Source organism: Streptomyces sp. NPDC088194, assembly GCF_040702025.1.
Taxonomy (GTDB): Bacteria; Actinomycetota; Actinomycetes; order Streptomycetales; family Streptomycetaceae; genus Actinacidiphila.
In genome coordinates, this window is the sequence record NZ_JBFBIV010000085.1 from 1 (window position 1) to 17,765 (window position 17,765).

A 17,765-nucleotide genomic window follows, 5' to 3' on the forward strand; every position below is an offset into this window, starting at 1 on the left:
GACACCTGTGAGCGGGTGATCTGGTTGGAGCACGGGGTGATGCTGATGGACGGTCCGACCGAGGACGTGCTGACCGCCTACGAGGCCAAGACCGGGAAGTGACGTGGCGTCGGAAACCGCGCCGCCCGCCGGCCGGTCTCCTGACGTCCGCCCCGACCTGCCCCATCCCGCGCCACCCCGCCCCGTCCTGACCCGCCGTACCTTGTCCCGCTCTGCCCGACTCGGTGCGTTGCCGGGGCCGGACGCGGGAGGTTTCGCGGGAAGTTTTTCGGAAAACCCGATCCCCGCCGGATGATCCGGCGGGGATCGGTTGTTGTGGTGGGGTGTTGTCGCTCGCGGATCGGGGCGCGCCCCCGGCGTACGCCGGGTAGGGCCCCGACGTAAGCTGTACCGGTGCTGGGAGCCTGCCGATGATCGATACCCGGGTCCGGGTGTCCGCAAGCGAGAGTGCGGCGTGTCCGAAATGGGAAGTTTCGACGGGGCAGTGTAGAACGGGGGATGTGGCGGCCATGAAGATCGGGACCATCCTGTTCCGGGGCACGTTCGCCGCCTGTGCACCGGGAAGCCCGCGGTGACCGGGGACGTCACCTCCCGGGCCGTCCTGGACAAGGCCGCGCGCGAGAACTTCCCGGTGGCACCGGTGTTCCTTCCGCGTGCCTGGCGACAGGATCTGATGGCCGTTTACGGGTTCGCCCGTCTGGTGGACGACATCGGCGACGGCGACCTGGCCGACGGCGGCCGGCCCGACGCGGTCCGGCTCGGCCTGCCCCCCGAGGCGGCCGGCGACCGGCTGGCGATGCTCGACGCCTTCGAGGCCGACCTGCGCCGGGTGTTCGACGGCACCCCCGTCCACCCGCTGCTGACCGCCCTGCGCCCCACCGTCCAGCGGCACCGGCTGACCCCCGAGCCCTTCCTCGGCCTGATCGCCGCCAACCGGCAGGACCAGCAGGTCAGCCGGTACGCCACCTACGACGACCTGCTCGCCTACTGCGAGTTGTCCGCCAATCCGGTGGGCCGGCTGGTGCTCTCCATCACCGGAACCTCCACCCCGGAACGGGTCCGGCGCTCGGACGCGGTGTGCACCGCGCTCCAGATCGTGGAGCACCTCCAGGACGTCGTGGAGGACCTCGGCAGGGACCGGGTGTACCTCCCGGCGGAGGACATGAAACGCTTCTCGGTGGACGAGGCCGATCTCGCCGCACCGAGCGCGGGGGAGAAGGTGCGCGAACTGGTCGCGTTCGAAGCCGGGCGGGCCCGTGACCTGCTGGGCGAGGGCGGTGCCCTGGTCCGTAGCGTCCGTGGCCGGCTCAGACTGCTGCTCGCCGGATTCGTCGGCGGCGGCCGCGCGGCATTGCGGGCGGTGGAGGACGCGGGGTACGACGTGTTGGCGGGTTCCCCCAAGGCCACCAAACCCGTCCTGCTGCGTGAGGTGGGGTCGACATTGCGAAGAGAGGGGTGACCCGGACCGTGAACGGTTCCGCGCACACGTCCGGACAGGTGCTTGCTGCATACAAGTACTGTGAGACCGTGACCGGCCACGAGGCCCGCAACTTCGCCTACGGAATCCGCCTGCTGCCCACGGCGAAGCGGCAGGCGATGTCGGCGGTCTACGCCTTCTCCCGGCGGGTCGACGACATCGGGGACGGCGAGCTGCCGCCCGACGAGAAACTGCGCCGACTGGAGGACGCCCGCACCCTGCTGCACCGGGTCGAGGCCCACGAGGTGGCGGAGGACGACACCGACCCGGTCGCCGTCGCCCTCGCCGACGCCGCCGCGCTCTTCCCCTTCCCGATGGGGGGCCTGGGCGAACTCATCGACGGCGTCCAGATGGATGTTCGGGGCGAGAGCTACGAGACATGGGACGACCTGGCCGTTTACTGCCGCTGTGTGGCGGGAGCTATCGGTAGGGTCTCATTGGGCGTTTTCGGCACCGTGAATGGGCACGATCATGCACGTGCCGCCGAATACGCCGACACACTCGGCCTCGCTCTGCAACTCACCAACATCCTGCGCGACGTCCGCGAGGATGCCGGGAACGGACGCACGTACCTGCCCGCGCAGGACCTCGCGAAGTTCGGCTGCGCCGACGGATTCCACGGTGACACCCCGCCGGCCGGCTCCGACTTCGCCGGGCTGGTCGAGTTCGAAGTACGCCGGGCCCGCGCGCTGTTCGCCACCGGCTACCGGCTGCTGCCGATGCTCGACCGCAGGAGCGGCGCCTGCGTCGCCGCGATGGCGGGCATCTACCGGCGGCTGCTGGAGCGGTTCGCCGCCGACCCCGAGGCGGTGCTGCGCGGCCGGGTCTCGCTGCCCGGCCGGGAGAAGGCGTACGTCGCGGTCCGCGGCCTGGCCGGACTCGACGCCCGCCGTACCGCGCGTACTCCCGCCCCCGTCGCCGCCCCGCGGAGGGACGCGTGAGACCGACCCGCGTGCACCCAGCGGGTCCCACCGCGCAGTACGCTCCGTCCACGTCGTTCGCCACGTCGTCCGCTCAGCCCGTCACACCCGCCCCGTCCCCGCGGCAGGTGCAGTTCCCGCGGTTCGTCCCGCACCCGCCGTCCGACCGAGCAACCTCGTTGACGCGCACTGCGTCACCTTCCGCGACGGCCCGCCGCACCCCGCATGGTGCGGCCCGAGGAGAGCGCGCATGACGACCACCCGATCCGGCCCGCAGGCCGGTCCGGCCGGCACCGAGGCCGGCCGCCCCGAGCGCGCCCGCGGGCGGCGCACCGCCGTCGTGGTCGGCGGCGGCCTGGCCGGGGTGACCGCCGCGCTCGCGCTGGCCGACGCCGGGGTCGAGGTGACCTTGACCGAGGCCCGGCCCCGGCTGGGCGGCCTCGCCTTCTCCTTCAAGCGCGGCGAGTTGACCGTCGACAACGGCCAGCACGTCTTCCTGCGCTGCTGCACCGCCTACCAGTGGTTCCTGGACCGGATCGCGGCCCGCGACCTGGTGACGCTTCAGGACCGGTTGGACGTCCCGGTCTTCGACGCCGACACCGGCAAGCTCGGCCGGATCGGCCGGGTGGCGCTGCCGGTTCCGCTGCACCTCGCGCCGAGCCTGGTGCGCTACCCGCACCTGTCGGTGGCCGAGCGGGCGTCGGTCGGGCGGGCGGCGCTCGCGCTGCGCGGCCTGGACCTCGACGATCCGGCGCTGGACCGGGTCGACTTCGGCAGCTGGCTCGCCGGGCGCGGGCAGTCCGCCCGCACCATCGAGGCGCTGTGGGACCTGGTCGCGGTGGCCACCCTCAACGCCACGTCGGGGCAGTCCTCGCTGGCACTGGCCGCGATGGTGTTCAAGACCGGCCTGCTGTCCGAGCCGGGCGCCGCCGACATCGGCTGGGCCGCGGCACCCCTGGGCGACCTGCACGACGGCCGGGCCCGCGCGGCGCTGGACGCGGCGGGGGTGCGGGTGCTGCTGCGGACCCGCGCGGTCGGTCTGACGCCCCGTCCGGAAGGCCCGGACGCGGCCGCCGACGGGGCCGCGGGACGTGACGTCGCACACGCCGGGTGGCGCGTGGACGTCGAGACCGGCCCCGGCCGCGGCGAGCAACTGACCGCCGGCACCGTGGTGTTGGCCGTGCCGCAGCAGGAGACCCACGAACTGCTGCCGGCCGGCGCGCTGGACGAGCCGGAAAAGCTCTTGCGCATCGGCACCGCGCCGATCCTCAATGTCCATGTGATCTACGACCGGCAGGTGCTCCAGCAGCCGTTCCTGGCGGCGCTCGGCAGCCCGGTCCAGTGGGTCTTCGACCGCACGAAGAGCTCCGGGCACACCGGCGGCGGCCAGTACGTCGCGCTCTCCCAGTCGGCCGTGCAGGACGAGATCGACCTGCCGGTGGCCGAGTTGCGCCGCCGCTACCTGCCCGAACTGGAGCGCGTGCTGCCCGCGTCCCGCGGCGCCGCCGTCCGTGACTTCTTCGTCACCCGCGAACGCACCGCGACCTTCGCGCCCACCCCGGGTGTGGCCGCCCTGCGGCCCGGGCCCGCCACGCGCGCCCCCGGCCTGTACCTGGCCGGCGCGTGGACCGCCACCGGCTGGCCCGCGACCATGGAGGGTGCGGTGCGCAGCGGCCTGTACGCCTCCCGACAAGCTTTGTCCGCCCTTGGACTGCCCTGCGAATACGGCGTACTGGAGGCGGCATGAGTGCAATTGGTGCGACAAGAGGAGAGAACGTGACCGCTGACAGCGTGATCGCGCTGCTGGAGAACGGCCGCATCCTGACCACCCCCGTGCTGCGCGCGGCGGTGGCACGGCTCGCCCCGCCGATGGACACCGTCGCCTCGTACCACTTCGGGTGGATCGACCAGGCCGGCCGGCCCGCGGACGGCGACGGCGGCAAGGCGGTGCGTCCCGCGCTGGCCCTGCTGTCCGCGCAGGCCGCGGGGGCGCCCGCGGAGACCGGCGTGCCCGGCGCGGTCGCGGTGGAGCTGGTGCACAACTTCTCGCTGCTGCACGACGACCTGATGGACGGGGACGAGCAGCGCCGGCACCGCGACACGGTGTGGAAGGTGCACGGCCCGGCCCAGGCGATCCTGGTCGGCGACGCGCTCTTCGCGCTGGCCAACGAGATCCTGCTGGAGCAGGGCACCGCCGACGCCGGCCGGGCCACCCGCCGGCTGACCACGGCGACCCGCAAACTGATCGACGGTCAGGCGCAGGACATCTCCTTCGAGCACCGCGAGCGGGTCACCGTGGCGGAGTGCCTGGAGATGGAGGGCAACAAGACCGGGGCCCTGCTGGCCTGCGCCTCCTCCATCGGAGCGGTGCTCGGCGGCGCGTCGGAGTCCGACGCGGACGCGCTGGAGGAGTACGGCTACCACCTGGGGCTGGCCTTCCAGGCGATCGACGACCTGCTGGGCATCTGGGGCGATCCGGCCACCACCGGCAAGCAGACCTGGAGCGATCTGAGGCAGCGTAAGAAGTCGCTGCCGGTGGTCGCCGCGCTCGCCGCGGACGGTCCCGCGTCGGAGCGGCTGGGTGAACTCCTGGCCGCGGACGCGAAAAACTCCGGATTGATCGAAACTGATGCCTTCAGTGAGGAAGAGTTCGCCCTGCGCGCGGCGTTGATCGAGGAGGCGGGTGGTCGGGAATGGACGTCTCAGGAGGCCCGGAGGCAGTACACGACCGCCATCGCCGCACTGGACAAAATGGACATGCCTGAAGAAATCCAACGTAAGCTCGTGGGCCTGGCGGATTTTGTGGTGGTCCGCGAAAAGTAAACAGACAGACGTGGAGCGTATGACGTCGCCGGTCTCACTTTTGTGACGGCGGACGGCCGCCCCCGACACCGCAGAAGTCTCAACTGCAAAGGGGAAGCCATGACAGCGACGACCGATGGCAGTCCAGGGACGCCAACCCACCGGACACCTTCGGCCAGTAGCGCCTCGGAGCCGGAGCCTGTTCCAGCCGGCGATACAGAGGCGGCGGCGCAGCGTGCCGTGCAGCGCGCCGCAGACCACCTCCTGGCACGGCAGCACCCTGACGGATGGTGGAAAGGCGACCTCGAAACAAACGTGACGATGGATGCCGAGGACCTGCTGCTGCGGGAGTTCCTCGGCATCCGCGACGACAGCGTCACCGCGGCCTCGGCCCGCTGGATTCGCTCCCAGCAGCGCGAGGACGGCGCCTGGGCCACCTTCCACGGCGGTCCGGGCGACGTCTCGGCCACCATCGAGGCGTACGTCGCGCTGCGGCTGGCCGGGGACGACCCGGCCGAGGCGCACATGGCGCTGGCCGCCAAGTGGTCGCGCGGCGAGGGAGGGGTGGCGGCCAGCCGGGTCTTCACCCGGATCTGGCTCGCCCTGTTCGGCTGGTGGAGCTGGGACGACCTGCCGGAGATGCCGCCCGAGGTCATCTTCCTGCCCAAGTGGATGCCGCTGAACATCTACTCGTTCGGCTGCTGGGCCCGGCAGACCATCGTGCCGCTCACCGTGGTCGGCGCCCACCGGCCGGTGCGCCCGGCGCCGTTCGGCATCGACGAGCTGCATGTCGATCCGGCCCGGCCCTACCCCAAGAAGCGCCGGAAGTCGATCACCAGCTGGGACGGCGTCTTCCAGCGCCTCGACCAGGTGCTGCACGTCTACCGCCGGTTCAGCCCCCGGGTGGTGCGCCGCAGCGCGATGAACGCGTGTGCCCGCTGGATCATCGAGCGCCAGGAGGCCGACGGCTGCTGGGGCGGCATTCAGCCGCCCGCCGTCTACTCGGTGATGGCCCTCCACCTGCTCGGGTACGACCTGGACCACCCGGTGGTCAAGGCCGGACTCGACTCGCTGGATCGTTTCGCCGTATGGCCCGAGGAGGGCGTGCGGATGATCGAGGCGTGCCAGTCCCCGGTCTGGGACACCTGCCTGGCGACCATCGCGCTCGCCGACGCCGGCGTCCCCGCCGACCACCCGGCGCTGGTCAAGGCCGCCGACTGGATGCTCGGCGAGCAGATCACCCGCCCCGGCGACTGGTCCGTGCAGCGCCCGCAACTGGCGCCGGGCGGCTGGGCGTTCGAGTTCCACAACGACAACTACCCGGACATCGACGACACCGCCGAGGTGGTGCTCGCGCTGCGCCGGATCGCCCACCCCGACCAGGCCCGGGTGGACTCCGCGATCGACAAGGCGGTGCGCTGGAACGTCGGCATGCAGTCGAGGAACGGCGCATGGGGCGCCTTCGACGCCGACAACACCAGCCCCTTCCCGAACCGGCTGCCGTTCTGTGACTTCGGCGAGGTGATCGACCCGCCGTCGGCCGACGTGACCGCGCATGTCGTGGAGATGCTCGCCGCGCTCGGCCTGGAGCACGACGGGCACACCCGGCGCGGCATCGACTGGCTGCTGGGGGAACAGGAGGACAGCGGCGCCTGGTTCGGCCGCTGGGGTGTCAACTACATCTACGGCACCGGATCGGCCGTCCCCGCGCTGGCCGCGGCCGGGCTCGCCCCGGACCACCCGGCGATCCGCCGGGCCGTCGACTGGCTGCACGAGGTGCAGAACGCGGACGGCGGCTGGGGCGAGGACCTGCGGTCCTACTCCGAGCAGGAGTGGGTCGGCCGCGGGCACTCCACTCCCTCGCAGACCGCGTGGGCGCTGATGGCGCTGCTGTCGGCCGGCGAGCGGGACACCGAGTCGGTCGAGCGCGGGGTGCGCTGGCTGGCCGACACCCAGTTGGCGGACGGCTCGTGGGATGAGCCGTACTTCACCGGCACCGGCTTCCCGCGCGACTTCTCGATCAACTACCACCTGTACCGGATGGTCTTCCCGCTGACCGCGCTCGGCCGCTACGCCCGCTCCGAGCCCTTCGGTGCCGGCCACCCGGCGGCCTCGGCCGGCACGTCCGCCGTGAGCACGTCGGGCGGCGGCACGGCCGGCACCGGCATGCCCAGTTCCACCATCCCGAGCACCACCATCCCGAGCACCGGAAAGGGGGCCTAGTTCGTGGGCCGTCCCCGACCCCCGCTGACGGTGGTGTGCGCCCTGCCGATCGAGCGCTTCGCGCTGCGCAGGGGCACCGCCAGGAATACCGCGGAGTTCCCGGTCACCGTGCTGCGCACCGGCATGGGTCCGAAGAACGCGGAGCGGGTCGTCGCCCAGGCCCTGCAAGACCCGGCGATACACGGAGGTTCCGTCCTGACCACCGGCTTCTGCGCGGGGCTCGCCCCCGGCATGCGGCCGGGCGACGTCGTCGTCTCCGACGACGGGCACGAGAGCGCGACGCTGGCCGCCGCGCTCAAGGCCGTTCTCGCGGACCGGGGCCACACCGTGCACACCGGCACACTGGCGGAATCCGATCATGTCGTGCGGGGCGCCGAGCGCACCGCACTCGCGGCGACAGGTGCCATCGCCGTGGACATGGAGTCGGCCGCGATGCGCCGCGCCGCTCTCGCCGAGGGGGCGCACCGCATCGCGGCGGCCCGCGTCGTCGTCGACACGCCCGAGTTCGAACTCGTCCGTGTCGGAACGCTTCGCACCGGGATCATCGCATTCCGAGTGCTCAGAGATCTTGTTCCCGCCTTTCTCGATTGGCACCGCACTACCGCGCTCCCCTGGAGGTGAGCTAGATGGCCATGCCGCTCCGTCAGACCGTCCGCGTCGCGTCATACCTCTTCGAACAGAAAATGGTTAGGCGTCGCGAAAAGTTCCCGCTGATCGTCGAACTCGAACCGCTCTTCGCCTGCAACCTCAAATGCGAGGGCTGTGGCAAGATCCAACACCCGGCCGGGGTGCTGAAGCAGCGCATGCCGGTCGCCCAGGCGGTCGGGGCGGTGCTGGAGTCGGGTGCGCCGATGGTCTCCATCGCGGGTGGCGAGCCGCTCATGCACCCCCAGATCGACGAGATCGTCCGCCAGCTCGTCGCCCGTAAGAAATATGTATTCCTCTGCACCAACGCCCTGCTCATGCGCAAGAAGATGGACAAGTTCACACCGTCCCCTTACTTCGCGTTTACCGTTCACATTGACGGCCTGCGCGAGCGGCACGACGAATCGGTGGCCAAGGAAGGCACCTTCGACGAGGCCGTGGAGGCGATCAAGGAGGCCAAGCGGCGCGGCTTCCGGGTGACCACCAACTCCACCTTCTTCAACACGGACACCCCGCAGACGATCATCGAGGTGCTCAACTTCCTCAACGACGACCTCCAGGTCGACGAGATGATGCTCTCGCCCGCGTTCGCGTACGAGAAGGCGCCCGACCAGGACCACTTCCTCGGCGTCGAGCAGACCCGTGAGCTGTTCCGCAAGGCGTTCGGCGACGGCAACCGCAAGAAGTGGCGGCTCAACCACAGCCCGCTCTTCCTGGACTTCCTGGAGGGCAAGGCGGACTTCCCCTGCACCGCGTGGGCGATCCCCAACTACTCGCTCTTCGGCTGGCAGCGCCCCTGCTACCTGATGAGCGACGGCTACGTGGCCACGTACCAGAAGCTGATCGACGAGACCGACTGGGACAAGTACGGCCGCGGCAAGGACGAGCGCTGCGACAACTGCATGGCCCACTGCGGCTACGAGCCCACGGCCGTGCTGGCCACCATGGGCTCGCTGAAGGAGTCCATCCGCGCCGCCCGGGAGACCGTCGCGTCCAACCGCGCGAAGTGACCTCCTGGTGAAAGCGGGTACGAGCCACCGGCGACGGCATGGGCCGCGCCGGTGGCTCGTACCCGCACTGCCACCGGCCGGTCAGCGGCCGGCGATCCACCGCAATCCCGGCAGGAACGAGGTCCACACATGTCGATGCTGGAGAACATCAAAGGCCCGCGCGACCTGAAGGCACTGCCCGACGGCCGGCTGGACGAACTCGCCGCCGACATCCGCCACTTCCTCGTCGACGCGGTCGCCAGGACCGGCGGCCACCTCGGCCCCAACCTCGGCGTGGTGGAGCTGACGATCGCGCTGCACCGCGTCTTCGACTCACCCGCCGACCGCATCCTGTGGGACACCGGCCACCAGTCCTACGTGCACAAGCTGCTCACCGGCCGGCAGGACTTCTCCAAGCTCCGCACCAAGGGCGGCCTGTCCGGCTACCCGTCCCGCGCGGAGTCCGAGCACGACGTGATCGAGAACAGCCACGCCTCCACCGTGCTCGGCTGGGCCGACGGCCTGGCGAAGGCCAACGAGCTGCGCGGCAGCGACGACCGCGTGGTCGCGGTCATCGGCGACGGCGCGCTCACCGGCGGCATGGCGTGGGAGGCGCTGAACAACATCGCCGCCGCCCGGGACCGCCCCCTGATCATCGTCGTCAACGACAACGAGCGCTCCTACGCCCCCACCATCGGCGGCCTGGCCAACCACCTCGCCACCCTGCGCACCACCGACGGCTACGAGCGCTTCCTGTCCTGGGGCAAGCAGCTCCTGCAGCAGACGCCGGTGATCGGCCAGCCGCTCTACGAGTCGCTGCACGGCGCGAAGAAGGGCTTCAAGGACGCCTTCGCGCCGCAGGGCATGTTCGAGGACCTGGGGCTGAAGTACCTCGGCCCGATCGACGGCCACGACATCGACGCGGTGGAGTCCGCGCTGCGCCGCGCCCGCCGCTTCCACGGCCCGGTCCTGGTGCACTGCCTCACCGAGAAGGGCCGCGGGTACGCCGCCGCTGAGCAGGACGAGGCGGACCACTTCCACACCGTCGGCGCCATGGACCCGCTCACCTGCCGGCCGCTGACCCCCTCCCCGGGCCCGTCGTGGACCTCGGTGTTCGGCGAGGAGCTGGTGGCCATCGGTGCCGAGCGGCCCGACGTGGTCGCCATCACCGCGGCCATGCTCCAGCCGGTGGGCCTGGCGAAGTTCGCCGCGGCCTACCCGCACCGCGTCTTCGACGTCGGGATCGCCGAGCAGCACGCCGCGACCTCGGCCGCGGGCCTGGCCACCGGCGGGCTGCACCCGGTCGTCGCGGTCTACGCGACCTTCCTCAACCGCGCCTTCGACCAGGTGCTGATGGACGTCGCGCTGCACAAGTGCGGCGTCACCTTCGTGCTGGACCGGGCCGGGGTGACCGGGGTGGACGGCGCCTCGCACAACGGCATGTGGGACATGTCGATCCTCCAGGTGGTGCCCGGGCTGCGGATCGCCGCGCCGCGCGACGCGGACCAGTTGCGCGCGCAGTTGCGGGAGGCGGTCGCGGTGGACGACGCGCCCACCGTGGTGCGGTTCCCGAAGGAGACCGCGGGGGAGGAGGTGCCCGCGCTCGACCGGATCGGCGGCGTGGACATCCTGCACCGGCCGGCCGCGGGCCTGCGGCCCGACGTGCTGCTGGTCTCCGTCGGCGCGCTGGCCGGCACCTGCCTGTCGGTCGCCGAACTGCTCGCCGGGCGCGGCATCGGCGTCACCGTGGTCGATCCGCGCTGGGTCAAGCCGGTCGACCCCGCACTGGCCGAACTCGCCGCCGGGCACCGGATGGTGGCCGTCGTCGAGGACAACGGCCGTGCCGCGGGCGTCGGTTCGGCGATCGCCCAGGCGCTGCGCGACGCGTCCGTCGACGTGCCGCTGCGCGACTTCGGCATCCCCCCGCAGTTCCTCGCGCACGCCAAGCGGGGCGAGGTGCTGGCGGACATCGGGCTGACCCCGGCGGAGATCGCCGGGTCGGTGGGCGCGTCGTTCCTGCGGCTGGCCGCGCGCACCGGGCCGGGGGCGGTGGCGGAGAGCGGCACGGCGGCGTCAGCTTCGGCCGGCGCCGTACCCGGAACCGCGGCGGGCCCCCGCGCCGTACCCGTGCGCGCGGCGGGAACCGCGGCCAAAGACGCGGGCAGGACTGTCCCCGGGCAGGCCGACCCGGCCGGTTCCGACACCGCGAGACCGGCACATACTTCGGGTGGCAGCACCCCACGCACGCGAGGAGCAGGTGAACGATGACATCGTCCGACCCGATGCCGGACCCGGACAGCCCGGTCCCCGTCGCGCAGCCGAAGGGGTTCGACCTGGGCACCCTGCTCGCGGAGCGGGGCGGTGAGCGGTACGAACTGCACACCAAGCACCTGAACCACCAACTGCCGCGGATGCTGCGCACCATCGGCTTCGACAAGTACTACGAGCGGGCCGAGGGCGCGCACTTCTGGGACGCCGAGGGCAACGACTACCTGGACATGCTCGCCGGCTTCGGCGTGATGGGCGTCGGCCGCCACCACCCGGTGGTCCGCAAGGCGCTGCACGACGTGCTGGACGCGGGGCTGCCGGACCTGACCCGGTTCGACTGCCAGCCGCTGCCCGGGCTGCTCGCCGAGAAGCTGCTCGCCCACACCCCGCACCTGGACCGGGTGTTCTTCGGCAACAGCGGCACCGAGGCGGTGGAGACCGCGCTGAAGTTCGCCCGGTACGCCACCGGCAAGCCCCGGGTGCTGTACTGCAAGCACTCCTTCCACGGCCTGACCACCGGCTCGCTGTCGGTCAACGGCGAGGAGGGCTTCCAGGACGGCTTCGCGCCCCTGCTGCCCGACACCGAGGTCGAGGTCGGCGACCTCGACGCGCTGGCCCGCGAGCTCAAGCGCGGCGACGTGGCGGCGATGATCGTCGAGCCCATCCAGGGCCACGGCGTGCACATCCCCCCGGCCGGCTACCTGCGCTCCGCCCAGTCGCTGCTGCGCGCGCACAAGGCGCTGCTGATCTGCGACGAGGTGCAGACCGGCATCGGCCGCACCGGCCGCTTCTACGCCTACCAGCACGAGGAGGGCGTCGAGCCCGACCTGCTCACGGTGGCGAAGACGCTCTCCGGCGGTTACGTCCCGGTGGGCGCGACGCTCGGCAAGGACTGGATCTTCAAGAAGGTCTTCTCCTCGATGGACCGGGTGCTGGTGCACTCGGCCAGTTACGGCTCCAACGCGCAGGCCATGGTGGCCGGCCTGGCCACGCTGTCGGTGGTCGAGGACGAGCAACTGGTCGAGAACTCCCGGCGGATGGGCGACCTGCTGCGCACCCGGCTGGCCGCGCTCGTCGACGAGTACGAACTGCTCAAGGACGTCCGTGGCCGCGGGCTGATGGTCGCGGTCGAGTTCGGCCGGCCCAAGTCGCTGAAGCTGCGCAGCCGCTGGACGATGCTCCAGGCCGCGCGCAAGGGGCTGTTCGCCCAGATGGTGGTGGTGCCGCTGCTCCAGCGGCACCGCATCCTCACGCAGGTCTCCGGGGACCACATCGAGGTGATCAAGCTGATCCCGCCGCTCGTCGTCGACGAGGCGGACGTGGACCGCTTCGTGCAGGCGTTCACCGAGGTGATGGACGACGCGCACGGCGGGGGCGGGCTGATGTGGGACTTCGGCCGGACCCTGGTGAAGCAGGCGGTGGCCAACCGGTAGGCGGCTGCCGCGGCCCGGCGAGGTCACGACCCCGCGTCGTCACGACCCGCACCGCTTCTTCCACCCCGCGTCGCCCGGTGTCGGGCGCCGCGGGGTGGCGGTCTTCCGGGGGGCCGGTCAGTCCGTGAGGAGGCGGTCCCGCAGGCGCGCGCGGGCCGCGGGGGCGAGGGCGAGGCCCTCTTCGAGATAGCGGTCGACGGAGCCCCAGTGCTGCTCGATCGTGTCGAACGCGGCCCGCAGGTATTCGATCCGGGCCTCGAAGAGCGGGTCGAGCAGCTCGCGGACGGCCGGGTCGATCGCGGTGCCGGTGCTTCCGTCGCCGCGGACCACCTTGTAGCGGCGGTGCCGGGCGTTGCTCTCCAGGTAGTCCGCCTCGATCGCGGACCGCTCCACGCCGAGCGCGAGCAGGATGATCGCCATGGAGGTGCCGGCCCGGTCCTTGCCGGCCGCGCAGTGCAGCAGCGCGGGCACGGCGGCGCGGTCCGACGGCCCGGCCGCCGCGGCCGCCGCGGTCGTCACCGGCTGCCGGCCGTCCTGCGCGTCGTCGGACGGCCCGGCGAGCAGGGCGAGCATCCGGCCGTGCTCGGAGGTGCGTTCGAGGATGAGCTTGCGGTAGGACGCCTCCATCCGCTCCGCGCCCCTGCCGTCGCCGAGCGCGGCGTGCAGCGCGTCGAGGTCGCCGTTGCGGACCGTCCGCCAGAAGTCCGCGTTCTGCGCGGGGTCGCTGAGCGGGATGTTGATGTTGCGGGTGCCGGGCAGCGTGACGTCGGGGCCTTCGAGCGCGATGTCGTCGCCGTTGCGGAAGTCGAAGACGGTGTGCAGCCCGAGCGAGGCGAGGAAGGCCGCGTCCTGCTCATCGGCGTGCGCGAGGTGGCCGCTGCGGAAGAGCACCCCCGGCCGTACCCGCCGGCCGTCGGCGGTGGGCAGCCCGCCCACGTCGCGGAAGTTGCGCACCCCGGTCAGCTGGGGTTCCGGGCCGGTCGCGGCGGACTGCCGCACTTCCTGCGTCACCGATGCTCCTTTTCCTCGTCCTTGCCATGCCATGAACTGCGCCTGTCGCGGCCGCACCGCGCCACCGCCGACGATACGGCAGCGCGGGCGAAGGCGTACCGAGCGGTATGTGTCGGGCCGTATTCCGTCCGCGGGCGGTCTTCTCCGGGCCGGACGGGTGGGATGAATCACGTGCCGTCAATCCGTCCTTACGGTCGCGTAGGTCACAGGCCGAGGAGAAAAATGGTCCGACGTGGCTGACGATACGCGGACAGATGACAACGGAGAGACCGACGAAGGACGCCCGGCGCAGGGGACGCCGACCGGCACGGCGACCGGCTTGGCGACCGGCACTGCGACCGGACCGGGCGGCGGACCGGGCCGGGTGCTCGCGCCGGCCACGGCCGGCTTCGGGTCCTACGCGGCGGTGGGGGACAGCTTCACGGAGGGCGTCGGCGACCCCGGGCCCGGCGAGGCGTTCGTGGGGTGGGCCGACCGGCTGGCGAAGCTGCTCGCCGAGCGCCGGGCCGGCGCGACCCCGCCCGGCGACTTCCGCTACGCCAACCTCGCGGTGCGCGGCCGGCTGCTGGACCGGATCATCGACGAGCAGGTGCCCCGGGCTGTCACGCTCGCGCCCGACCTGGTCACCTTCTGCGCCGGCGGCAACGACATCCTGCGCCCGGGCAGCGATCCCGACGCGCTCGCCGAGCGGTTCGAGGGCGCGGTCGCGCAGTTGCGCGCGGTGGTCGGCACGGTGATGGTCTGCACCGGCTTCGACACCCGCGGGGTGCCGGTGCTCGGCCTGCTGCGCGGCAAGATCGCGACGTACAACGCCCATGTCCGCGCGGTCGCCGACCGCTACGGCTGCCCGGTGCTGGACCTGTGGTCGCTGGCGGCCATCCACGACCGGCGGGCCTGGAGCGACGACCGGCTGCACCTGTCGTCCGCCGGCCATGTCCGGGTGGCGCTGCGGGCCGCCCAGGTGCTCGGCCTGGAGCCGCCGACCGACCCCGACCTGCCCTGGCCGCCCGAGCCGCGCCGGCTGCCCGCGCAGGTCCGCCGGGACAACATCCACTGGGCCCGCGAGTACCTGGTGCCGTGGATCGGCCGCCGGCTGCGCGGCGCGTCCTCAGGCGACGGTGTGCTGCCCAAGCGGCCGGAGCTGCTCCCGCTGGAACCGCGCCGCTAGGAGCCGGCGGGGGAGTCCGCGGTCAGGAACCGCGCGGCGGGGAGCCGCGCCGTCAGGGCTCGGCGGCCGGCCGGTGAACGTCGGTACGCCGGCCGAAACGCCGGCCGGTACGTCGCCCGATACGTCAATGGGGCGCGCGGTGTGCGGCCAGTTCGGCCCACACCACACGCCCCATGCCATCCGCTGCGGGATCGGAACCCCAGGCTGCCGCCAGCACGCTCACCAGCAGCAGTCCTCGCCCGCCCTCTTCGTCGGCAGTGGCCGCACACGGCATCGGGTCCCCCTCGCCGCGCCCCTGATCGGTCACTTCGAGTCGCACTGCCGAGCCGACGTCATGCAGTGCGCACGTGATCTTCTCGCTGTCGGTGTGCCGGACCGCGTTGGTGAACAGTTCGGTCACCACCAGTCCCGCGTCGTCCCTCAGCTCGGCGTCCGCGCCCCACTCCCGGAGGCGGGCCCGTATCCGTGCGCGGGCGGCCGCCACGGACGCGCTCAGCGCGGGCAGCCGGAAGACGTCCTGGTGCCCTGGGGCGCGGACGTCTGCCCGGCATTCGGGCCGGAGAGCGTGAGTTGAAAGGACCACCCCGTAACTATGGGGCCCGCGCTGGACACATGGCAAGGTCCGAACTGTAAATTACAGAATCGACAGAACATGCTGTTCCTGGCGCTGACGTCATGACACACTGCATGTCAGTCAAGGGAGTTGGAGGATGAGGCACGTGATGGACCCCCGGCCGGGTGGTGCCCCGACGGTCCTGCGCATGGTGCTCGGAAAACGCCTCCAGGACCTCCGCGAGAAGGCCGGTCTCAGTTTCGAGCAGGCCGGCCGTGCCCTTGATGTGACCCACGCCACGATCCGGCGGATGGAAAAGGCCGAAGTCGGGCTGAAGATCCCGTATGTCGAGAAGCTGCTCACCACCTACGGCGTCACCACCCCCGACGAGATCGGCGGCTTCCTCGCGCTGTGCCGCGAAGCCAACCGGCCGGGCTGGTGGCACAACTTCCGCGACGTGCTGCCCGAGTGGTTCAGCGCCTTCGTCAGCCTCGAAGGCGAGGCGTCGGTCATCCGCGCCTACGAGCCGCACTACGTCCCCGGACTGCTCCAGGTCCCCAGCTACGCCCAGGCCGTGCTGCGCGCCGGGCTGCCGAACGCCACCCCCGAGGAGATCGACCGGCTGGTCACGCTGCGGGTCGAGCGGCAGGCGCTGCTCAGCCGCGACGAGGCACCGCTGCTGTGGGTCGTGATGGACGAGACGGTGCTGCGCCGGCCGATCGGCGGCCGCGGCGTGATGCGCGAGCAACTGGGCGCCCTGATCGACGCCGCCGACCTGCCCAACGTGCGGCTGCAGGTGATCCCGTTCGCCGCGGGGCCGCACCCGGCCATGTACGGGCCGTTCCACATCTTCCGGTTCCAGCTCAAGGAGATCCCGGACATCGCCTACACGGAGAGTCTGGTGGGCGGCGCCTACTTCGACGACCGGGACGACGTGTCCACCTTCCTCGAAGCCCTCGACCGGATGTGCGCGCAGGCAGCGCCGGCACAGAGCACCAAAGCCATCCTCGATGGCATGCGCAAGGAGATCTGAACCATGGATCGCGTCACCAACGACACCATCTACAACGGAATGCCCGCCACGGAACTCGGCGCCGACGGCTGGCGAAAGCCGTGGAGCGGCGGCAACGGCGGCTCCTGCGTGGAGGCGAAGAGACTCAACGACGGCCGGGTGGCGCTGCGCCAGTCCACCGACCCCGAGGGCCCCGCGCTCATCTACACCAACCACGAGATCACCACGTTCATCCTGGGCGCCAAGTCCGGCGACGCGGACTTCCTGCTCGGATGACCGGGCCCTGCCGCCGGCCCGGCCGGCCCCGACCCCTCGACCAGGCAACGACCAAGCGGAGGACCGCGTGACCGAGCAGGGCTTTCCCGCCGGCGAGATCGACACCAGCCGCCCGCATCCGGCTCGGATGTACGACTACTACCTCGGTGGCAAGGACAACTACGAGGTGGACCGGGAAGCCGCCGACCGCATCGTCGACGCGGCCCCCGAGGTGGTCGTGGGAGCCCGCGCGAACCGGGACTTCCTCCAGCGGGCGGTGAGCTTCCTCGCGGAGCGCGGGGTGCGCCAGTTCATCGACATCGGCACCGGGATACCCACCTCGCCGAACACCCACGAGATCGCCCACTCCGTCGCCCCCGACGCGCGGATCGCCTACATCGACAACGATCCGATCGTCGCCACCCACGCCGGCGCCCGCCTGCTGGGCACCGGCAACACCGGCTTCTTCCTCGCCGACATGCGCGACCCGCAGACGATCCTGGGGCACCCCACCATCAGCGAGCTGATCGACTTCGACCAGCCCGTCGCGCTGATGCTGGTGTCGGTCCTGCACTTCGTCACCGACGAGGAGGACCCGCGCGGCATGGTGACCACGCTGGGCGAGGCGCTGCCGGACGGCAGCTACCTGGTGCTCTCGCACGCCACCGCCGACTTCCACGCCGAGAAGGCCGGCGAGGTGACGGCGGTGTACAAGAACGCCACCGCCGTGCTCACCCCGCGCAGCCACGCCGGAGTGCTGGAGTTCTTCGACGGGTACGACCTCGTCGAGCCCGGCCTGGTCCAGGTGAACCACTGGAAGCAGGAGGTGCCCGAGGACGAGCCGCCGGTCGGCGTCTACGGGGCCGTCGCCCGCAAGCGGTGAGTGACCGCGGCTGAGTACCGCCGCTCTCGAACAGGGGCCCTGCCGGGGCGCCCGGCCGGTGTCAGGGGAAGGACGCGCCCGGGACGCCATCCGGCGGGGCCCCACACCTGTCCGCACATCCGCGGG

14 protein-coding genes and 2 pseudogenes are annotated in these 17,765 nt (G+C 71.8%); 14 read left to right on the plus strand and 2 right to left on the minus strand.

Features of this window, described 5'->3' with window-relative positions; genetic code table 11:
- From AB0399_RS32435 to AB0399_RS32480, 10 genes and pseudogenes are all read left to right on the plus strand, one after another.
- Window positions 1-102: pseudogene (locus tag AB0399_RS32435) on the plus strand (ABC transporter ATP-binding protein); the annotation flags it as partial.
- A 469-nt stretch (window positions 103-571) separates the two neighbouring features.
- Window positions 572-1,459 carry a squalene synthase HpnC gene (gene hpnC, locus AB0399_RS32440; RefSeq protein WP_328471316.1) on the plus strand — a complete coding sequence of 296 codons (888 nt, stop codon included), beginning with the start codon at window positions 572-574 and terminating at the stop codon, window positions 1,457-1,459.
- Window positions 1,456-2,418, plus strand: coding sequence for a presqualene diphosphate synthase HpnD (hpnD, locus tag AB0399_RS32445; RefSeq protein ID WP_366413762.1), 963 nt, complete (start codon window positions 1,456-1,458; stop codon window positions 2,416-2,418). Before hpnC ends, hpnD begins: the two co-directional genes overlap by 4 nt.
- A gap of 229 nt (window positions 2,419-2,647) precedes the next feature.
- The gene (hpnE, locus tag AB0399_RS32450) at window positions 2,648-4,144 is read left to right on the plus strand and encodes a hydroxysqualene dehydroxylase HpnE (protein ID WP_329363231.1); all 1,497 of its coding nucleotides are present in this window, start codon (window positions 2,648-2,650) and stop codon (window positions 4,142-4,144) included.
- A complete protein-coding gene (locus tag AB0399_RS32455) occupies window positions 4,141-5,220 on the plus strand; it encodes a polyprenyl synthetase family protein (RefSeq protein ID WP_328471322.1) in 1,080 nt (359 codons plus the stop codon). The genes hpnE and AB0399_RS32455 overlap by 4 nt, the downstream gene beginning before the upstream one ends.
- A gap of 99 nt (window positions 5,221-5,319) precedes the next feature.
- Window positions 5,320-7,422 carry a squalene--hopene cyclase gene (shc, locus tag AB0399_RS32460; RefSeq protein WP_329363228.1) on the plus strand — a complete coding sequence of 701 codons (2,103 nt, stop codon included), beginning with the start codon at window positions 5,320-5,322 and terminating at the stop codon, window positions 7,420-7,422.
- Between the two features lie 3 nt (window positions 7,423-7,425).
- Window positions 7,426-8,043 carry a 1-hydroxy-2-methyl-2-butenyl 4-diphosphate reductase gene (locus AB0399_RS32465; RefSeq protein ID WP_329363226.1) on the plus strand — a complete coding sequence of 206 codons (618 nt, stop codon included), beginning with the start codon at window positions 7,426-7,428 and terminating at the stop codon, window positions 8,041-8,043.
- Between the two features lie 5 nt (window positions 8,044-8,048).
- Window positions 8,049-9,077, plus strand: coding sequence for an adenosyl-hopene transferase HpnH (gene hpnH / locus AB0399_RS32470; RefSeq protein WP_329363225.1), 1,029 nt, complete (start codon window positions 8,049-8,051; stop codon window positions 9,075-9,077).
- A gap of 129 nt (window positions 9,078-9,206) precedes the next feature.
- A pseudogene (dxs, locus tag AB0399_RS32475) lies at window positions 9,207-11,084 on the plus strand (1-deoxy-D-xylulose-5-phosphate synthase); the annotation flags it as partial.
- A gap of 254 nt (window positions 11,085-11,338) precedes the next feature.
- Window positions 11,339-12,757: an aspartate aminotransferase family protein gene (locus AB0399_RS32480; protein ID WP_329373744.1), complete on the plus strand. Its 1,419-nt coding sequence runs from the start codon at window positions 11,339-11,341 to the stop codon at window positions 12,755-12,757.
- A gap of 117 nt (window positions 12,758-12,874) precedes the next feature.
- Here the strand turns inward: AB0399_RS32480 and AB0399_RS32485 are convergent, their stop codons facing one another.
- The gene (locus AB0399_RS32485) at window positions 12,875-13,768 is read right to left on the minus strand and encodes a tyrosine-protein phosphatase (RefSeq protein WP_329363223.1); all 894 of its coding nucleotides are present in this window, start codon (window positions 13,766-13,768) and stop codon (window positions 12,875-12,877) included.
- Between the two features lie 364 nt (window positions 13,769-14,132).
- Here AB0399_RS32485 and AB0399_RS32490 point away from each other — a divergent pair, with 364 nt between their 5' ends.
- A complete protein-coding gene (locus AB0399_RS32490) occupies window positions 14,133-14,936 on the plus strand; it encodes an SGNH/GDSL hydrolase family protein (RefSeq protein ID WP_329373742.1) in 804 nt (267 codons plus the stop codon).
- A gap of 124 nt (window positions 14,937-15,060) precedes the next feature.
- Here the strand turns inward: AB0399_RS32490 and AB0399_RS32495 are convergent, their stop codons facing one another.
- A complete protein-coding gene (locus AB0399_RS32495) occupies window positions 15,061-15,519 on the minus strand; it encodes an ATP-binding protein (RefSeq protein WP_329363221.1) in 459 nt (152 codons plus the stop codon).
- 178 nt (window positions 15,520-15,697) lie between these two features.
- On the opposite strand from AB0399_RS32495, the gene AB0399_RS32500 reads away from it, so the two are divergent.
- The 3 genes from AB0399_RS32500 to AB0399_RS32510 all read left to right on the plus strand — a co-directional run bounded on the left by AB0399_RS32500 (window position 15,698) and on the right by AB0399_RS32510 (window position 17,639).
- Window positions 15,698-16,522, plus strand: a complete 825-nt coding sequence (locus AB0399_RS32500; RefSeq protein ID WP_328474717.1) for a helix-turn-helix transcriptional regulator — start codon at window positions 15,698-15,700, stop codon at window positions 16,520-16,522.
- A gap of 3 nt (window positions 16,523-16,525) precedes the next feature.
- Window positions 16,526-16,777 (plus strand): DUF397 domain-containing protein, encoded by a 252-nt coding sequence (locus AB0399_RS32505; RefSeq protein ID WP_328471334.1) that lies wholly within the window; start codon window positions 16,526-16,528, stop codon window positions 16,775-16,777.
- Window positions 16,778-16,844: 67 nt separating this feature from the next.
- Window positions 16,845-17,639: an SAM-dependent methyltransferase gene (locus AB0399_RS32510; protein ID WP_329363218.1), complete on the plus strand. Its 795-nt coding sequence runs from the start codon at window positions 16,845-16,847 to the stop codon at window positions 17,637-17,639.
- Window positions 17,640-17,765 lie beyond the last annotated feature (126 nt).

Excerpts from the sequence above, each read along its gene's own strand:
- hpnE (WP_329363231.1), top strand. The coding sequence starts at position 2,648 with ATGACGACCACCCGATCCGGCCCGCAGGCCGGTCCGGCCGGCACCGAG.
- AB0399_RS32455 (WP_328471322.1), top strand. The coding sequence starts at position 4,141 with ATGAGTGCAATTGGTGCGACAAGAGGAGAGAACGTGACCGCTGACAGC.
- shc (WP_329363228.1), top strand. The coding sequence starts at position 5,320 with ATGACAGCGACGACCGATGGCAGTCCAGGGACGCCAACCCACCGGACA.
- hpnH (WP_329363225.1), top strand. The coding sequence starts at position 8,049 with ATGGCCATGCCGCTCCGTCAGACCGTCCGCGTCGCGTCATACCTCTTC.
- AB0399_RS32480 (WP_329373744.1), top strand. The coding sequence starts at position 11,339 with ATGCCGGACCCGGACAGCCCGGTCCCCGTCGCGCAGCCGAAGGGGTTC.
- AB0399_RS32500 (WP_328474717.1), top strand. The coding sequence starts at position 15,698 with ATGGTGCTCGGAAAACGCCTCCAGGACCTCCGCGAGAAGGCCGGTCTC.
- AB0399_RS32505 (WP_328471334.1), top strand. The coding sequence starts at position 16,526 with ATGGATCGCGTCACCAACGACACCATCTACAACGGAATGCCCGCCACG.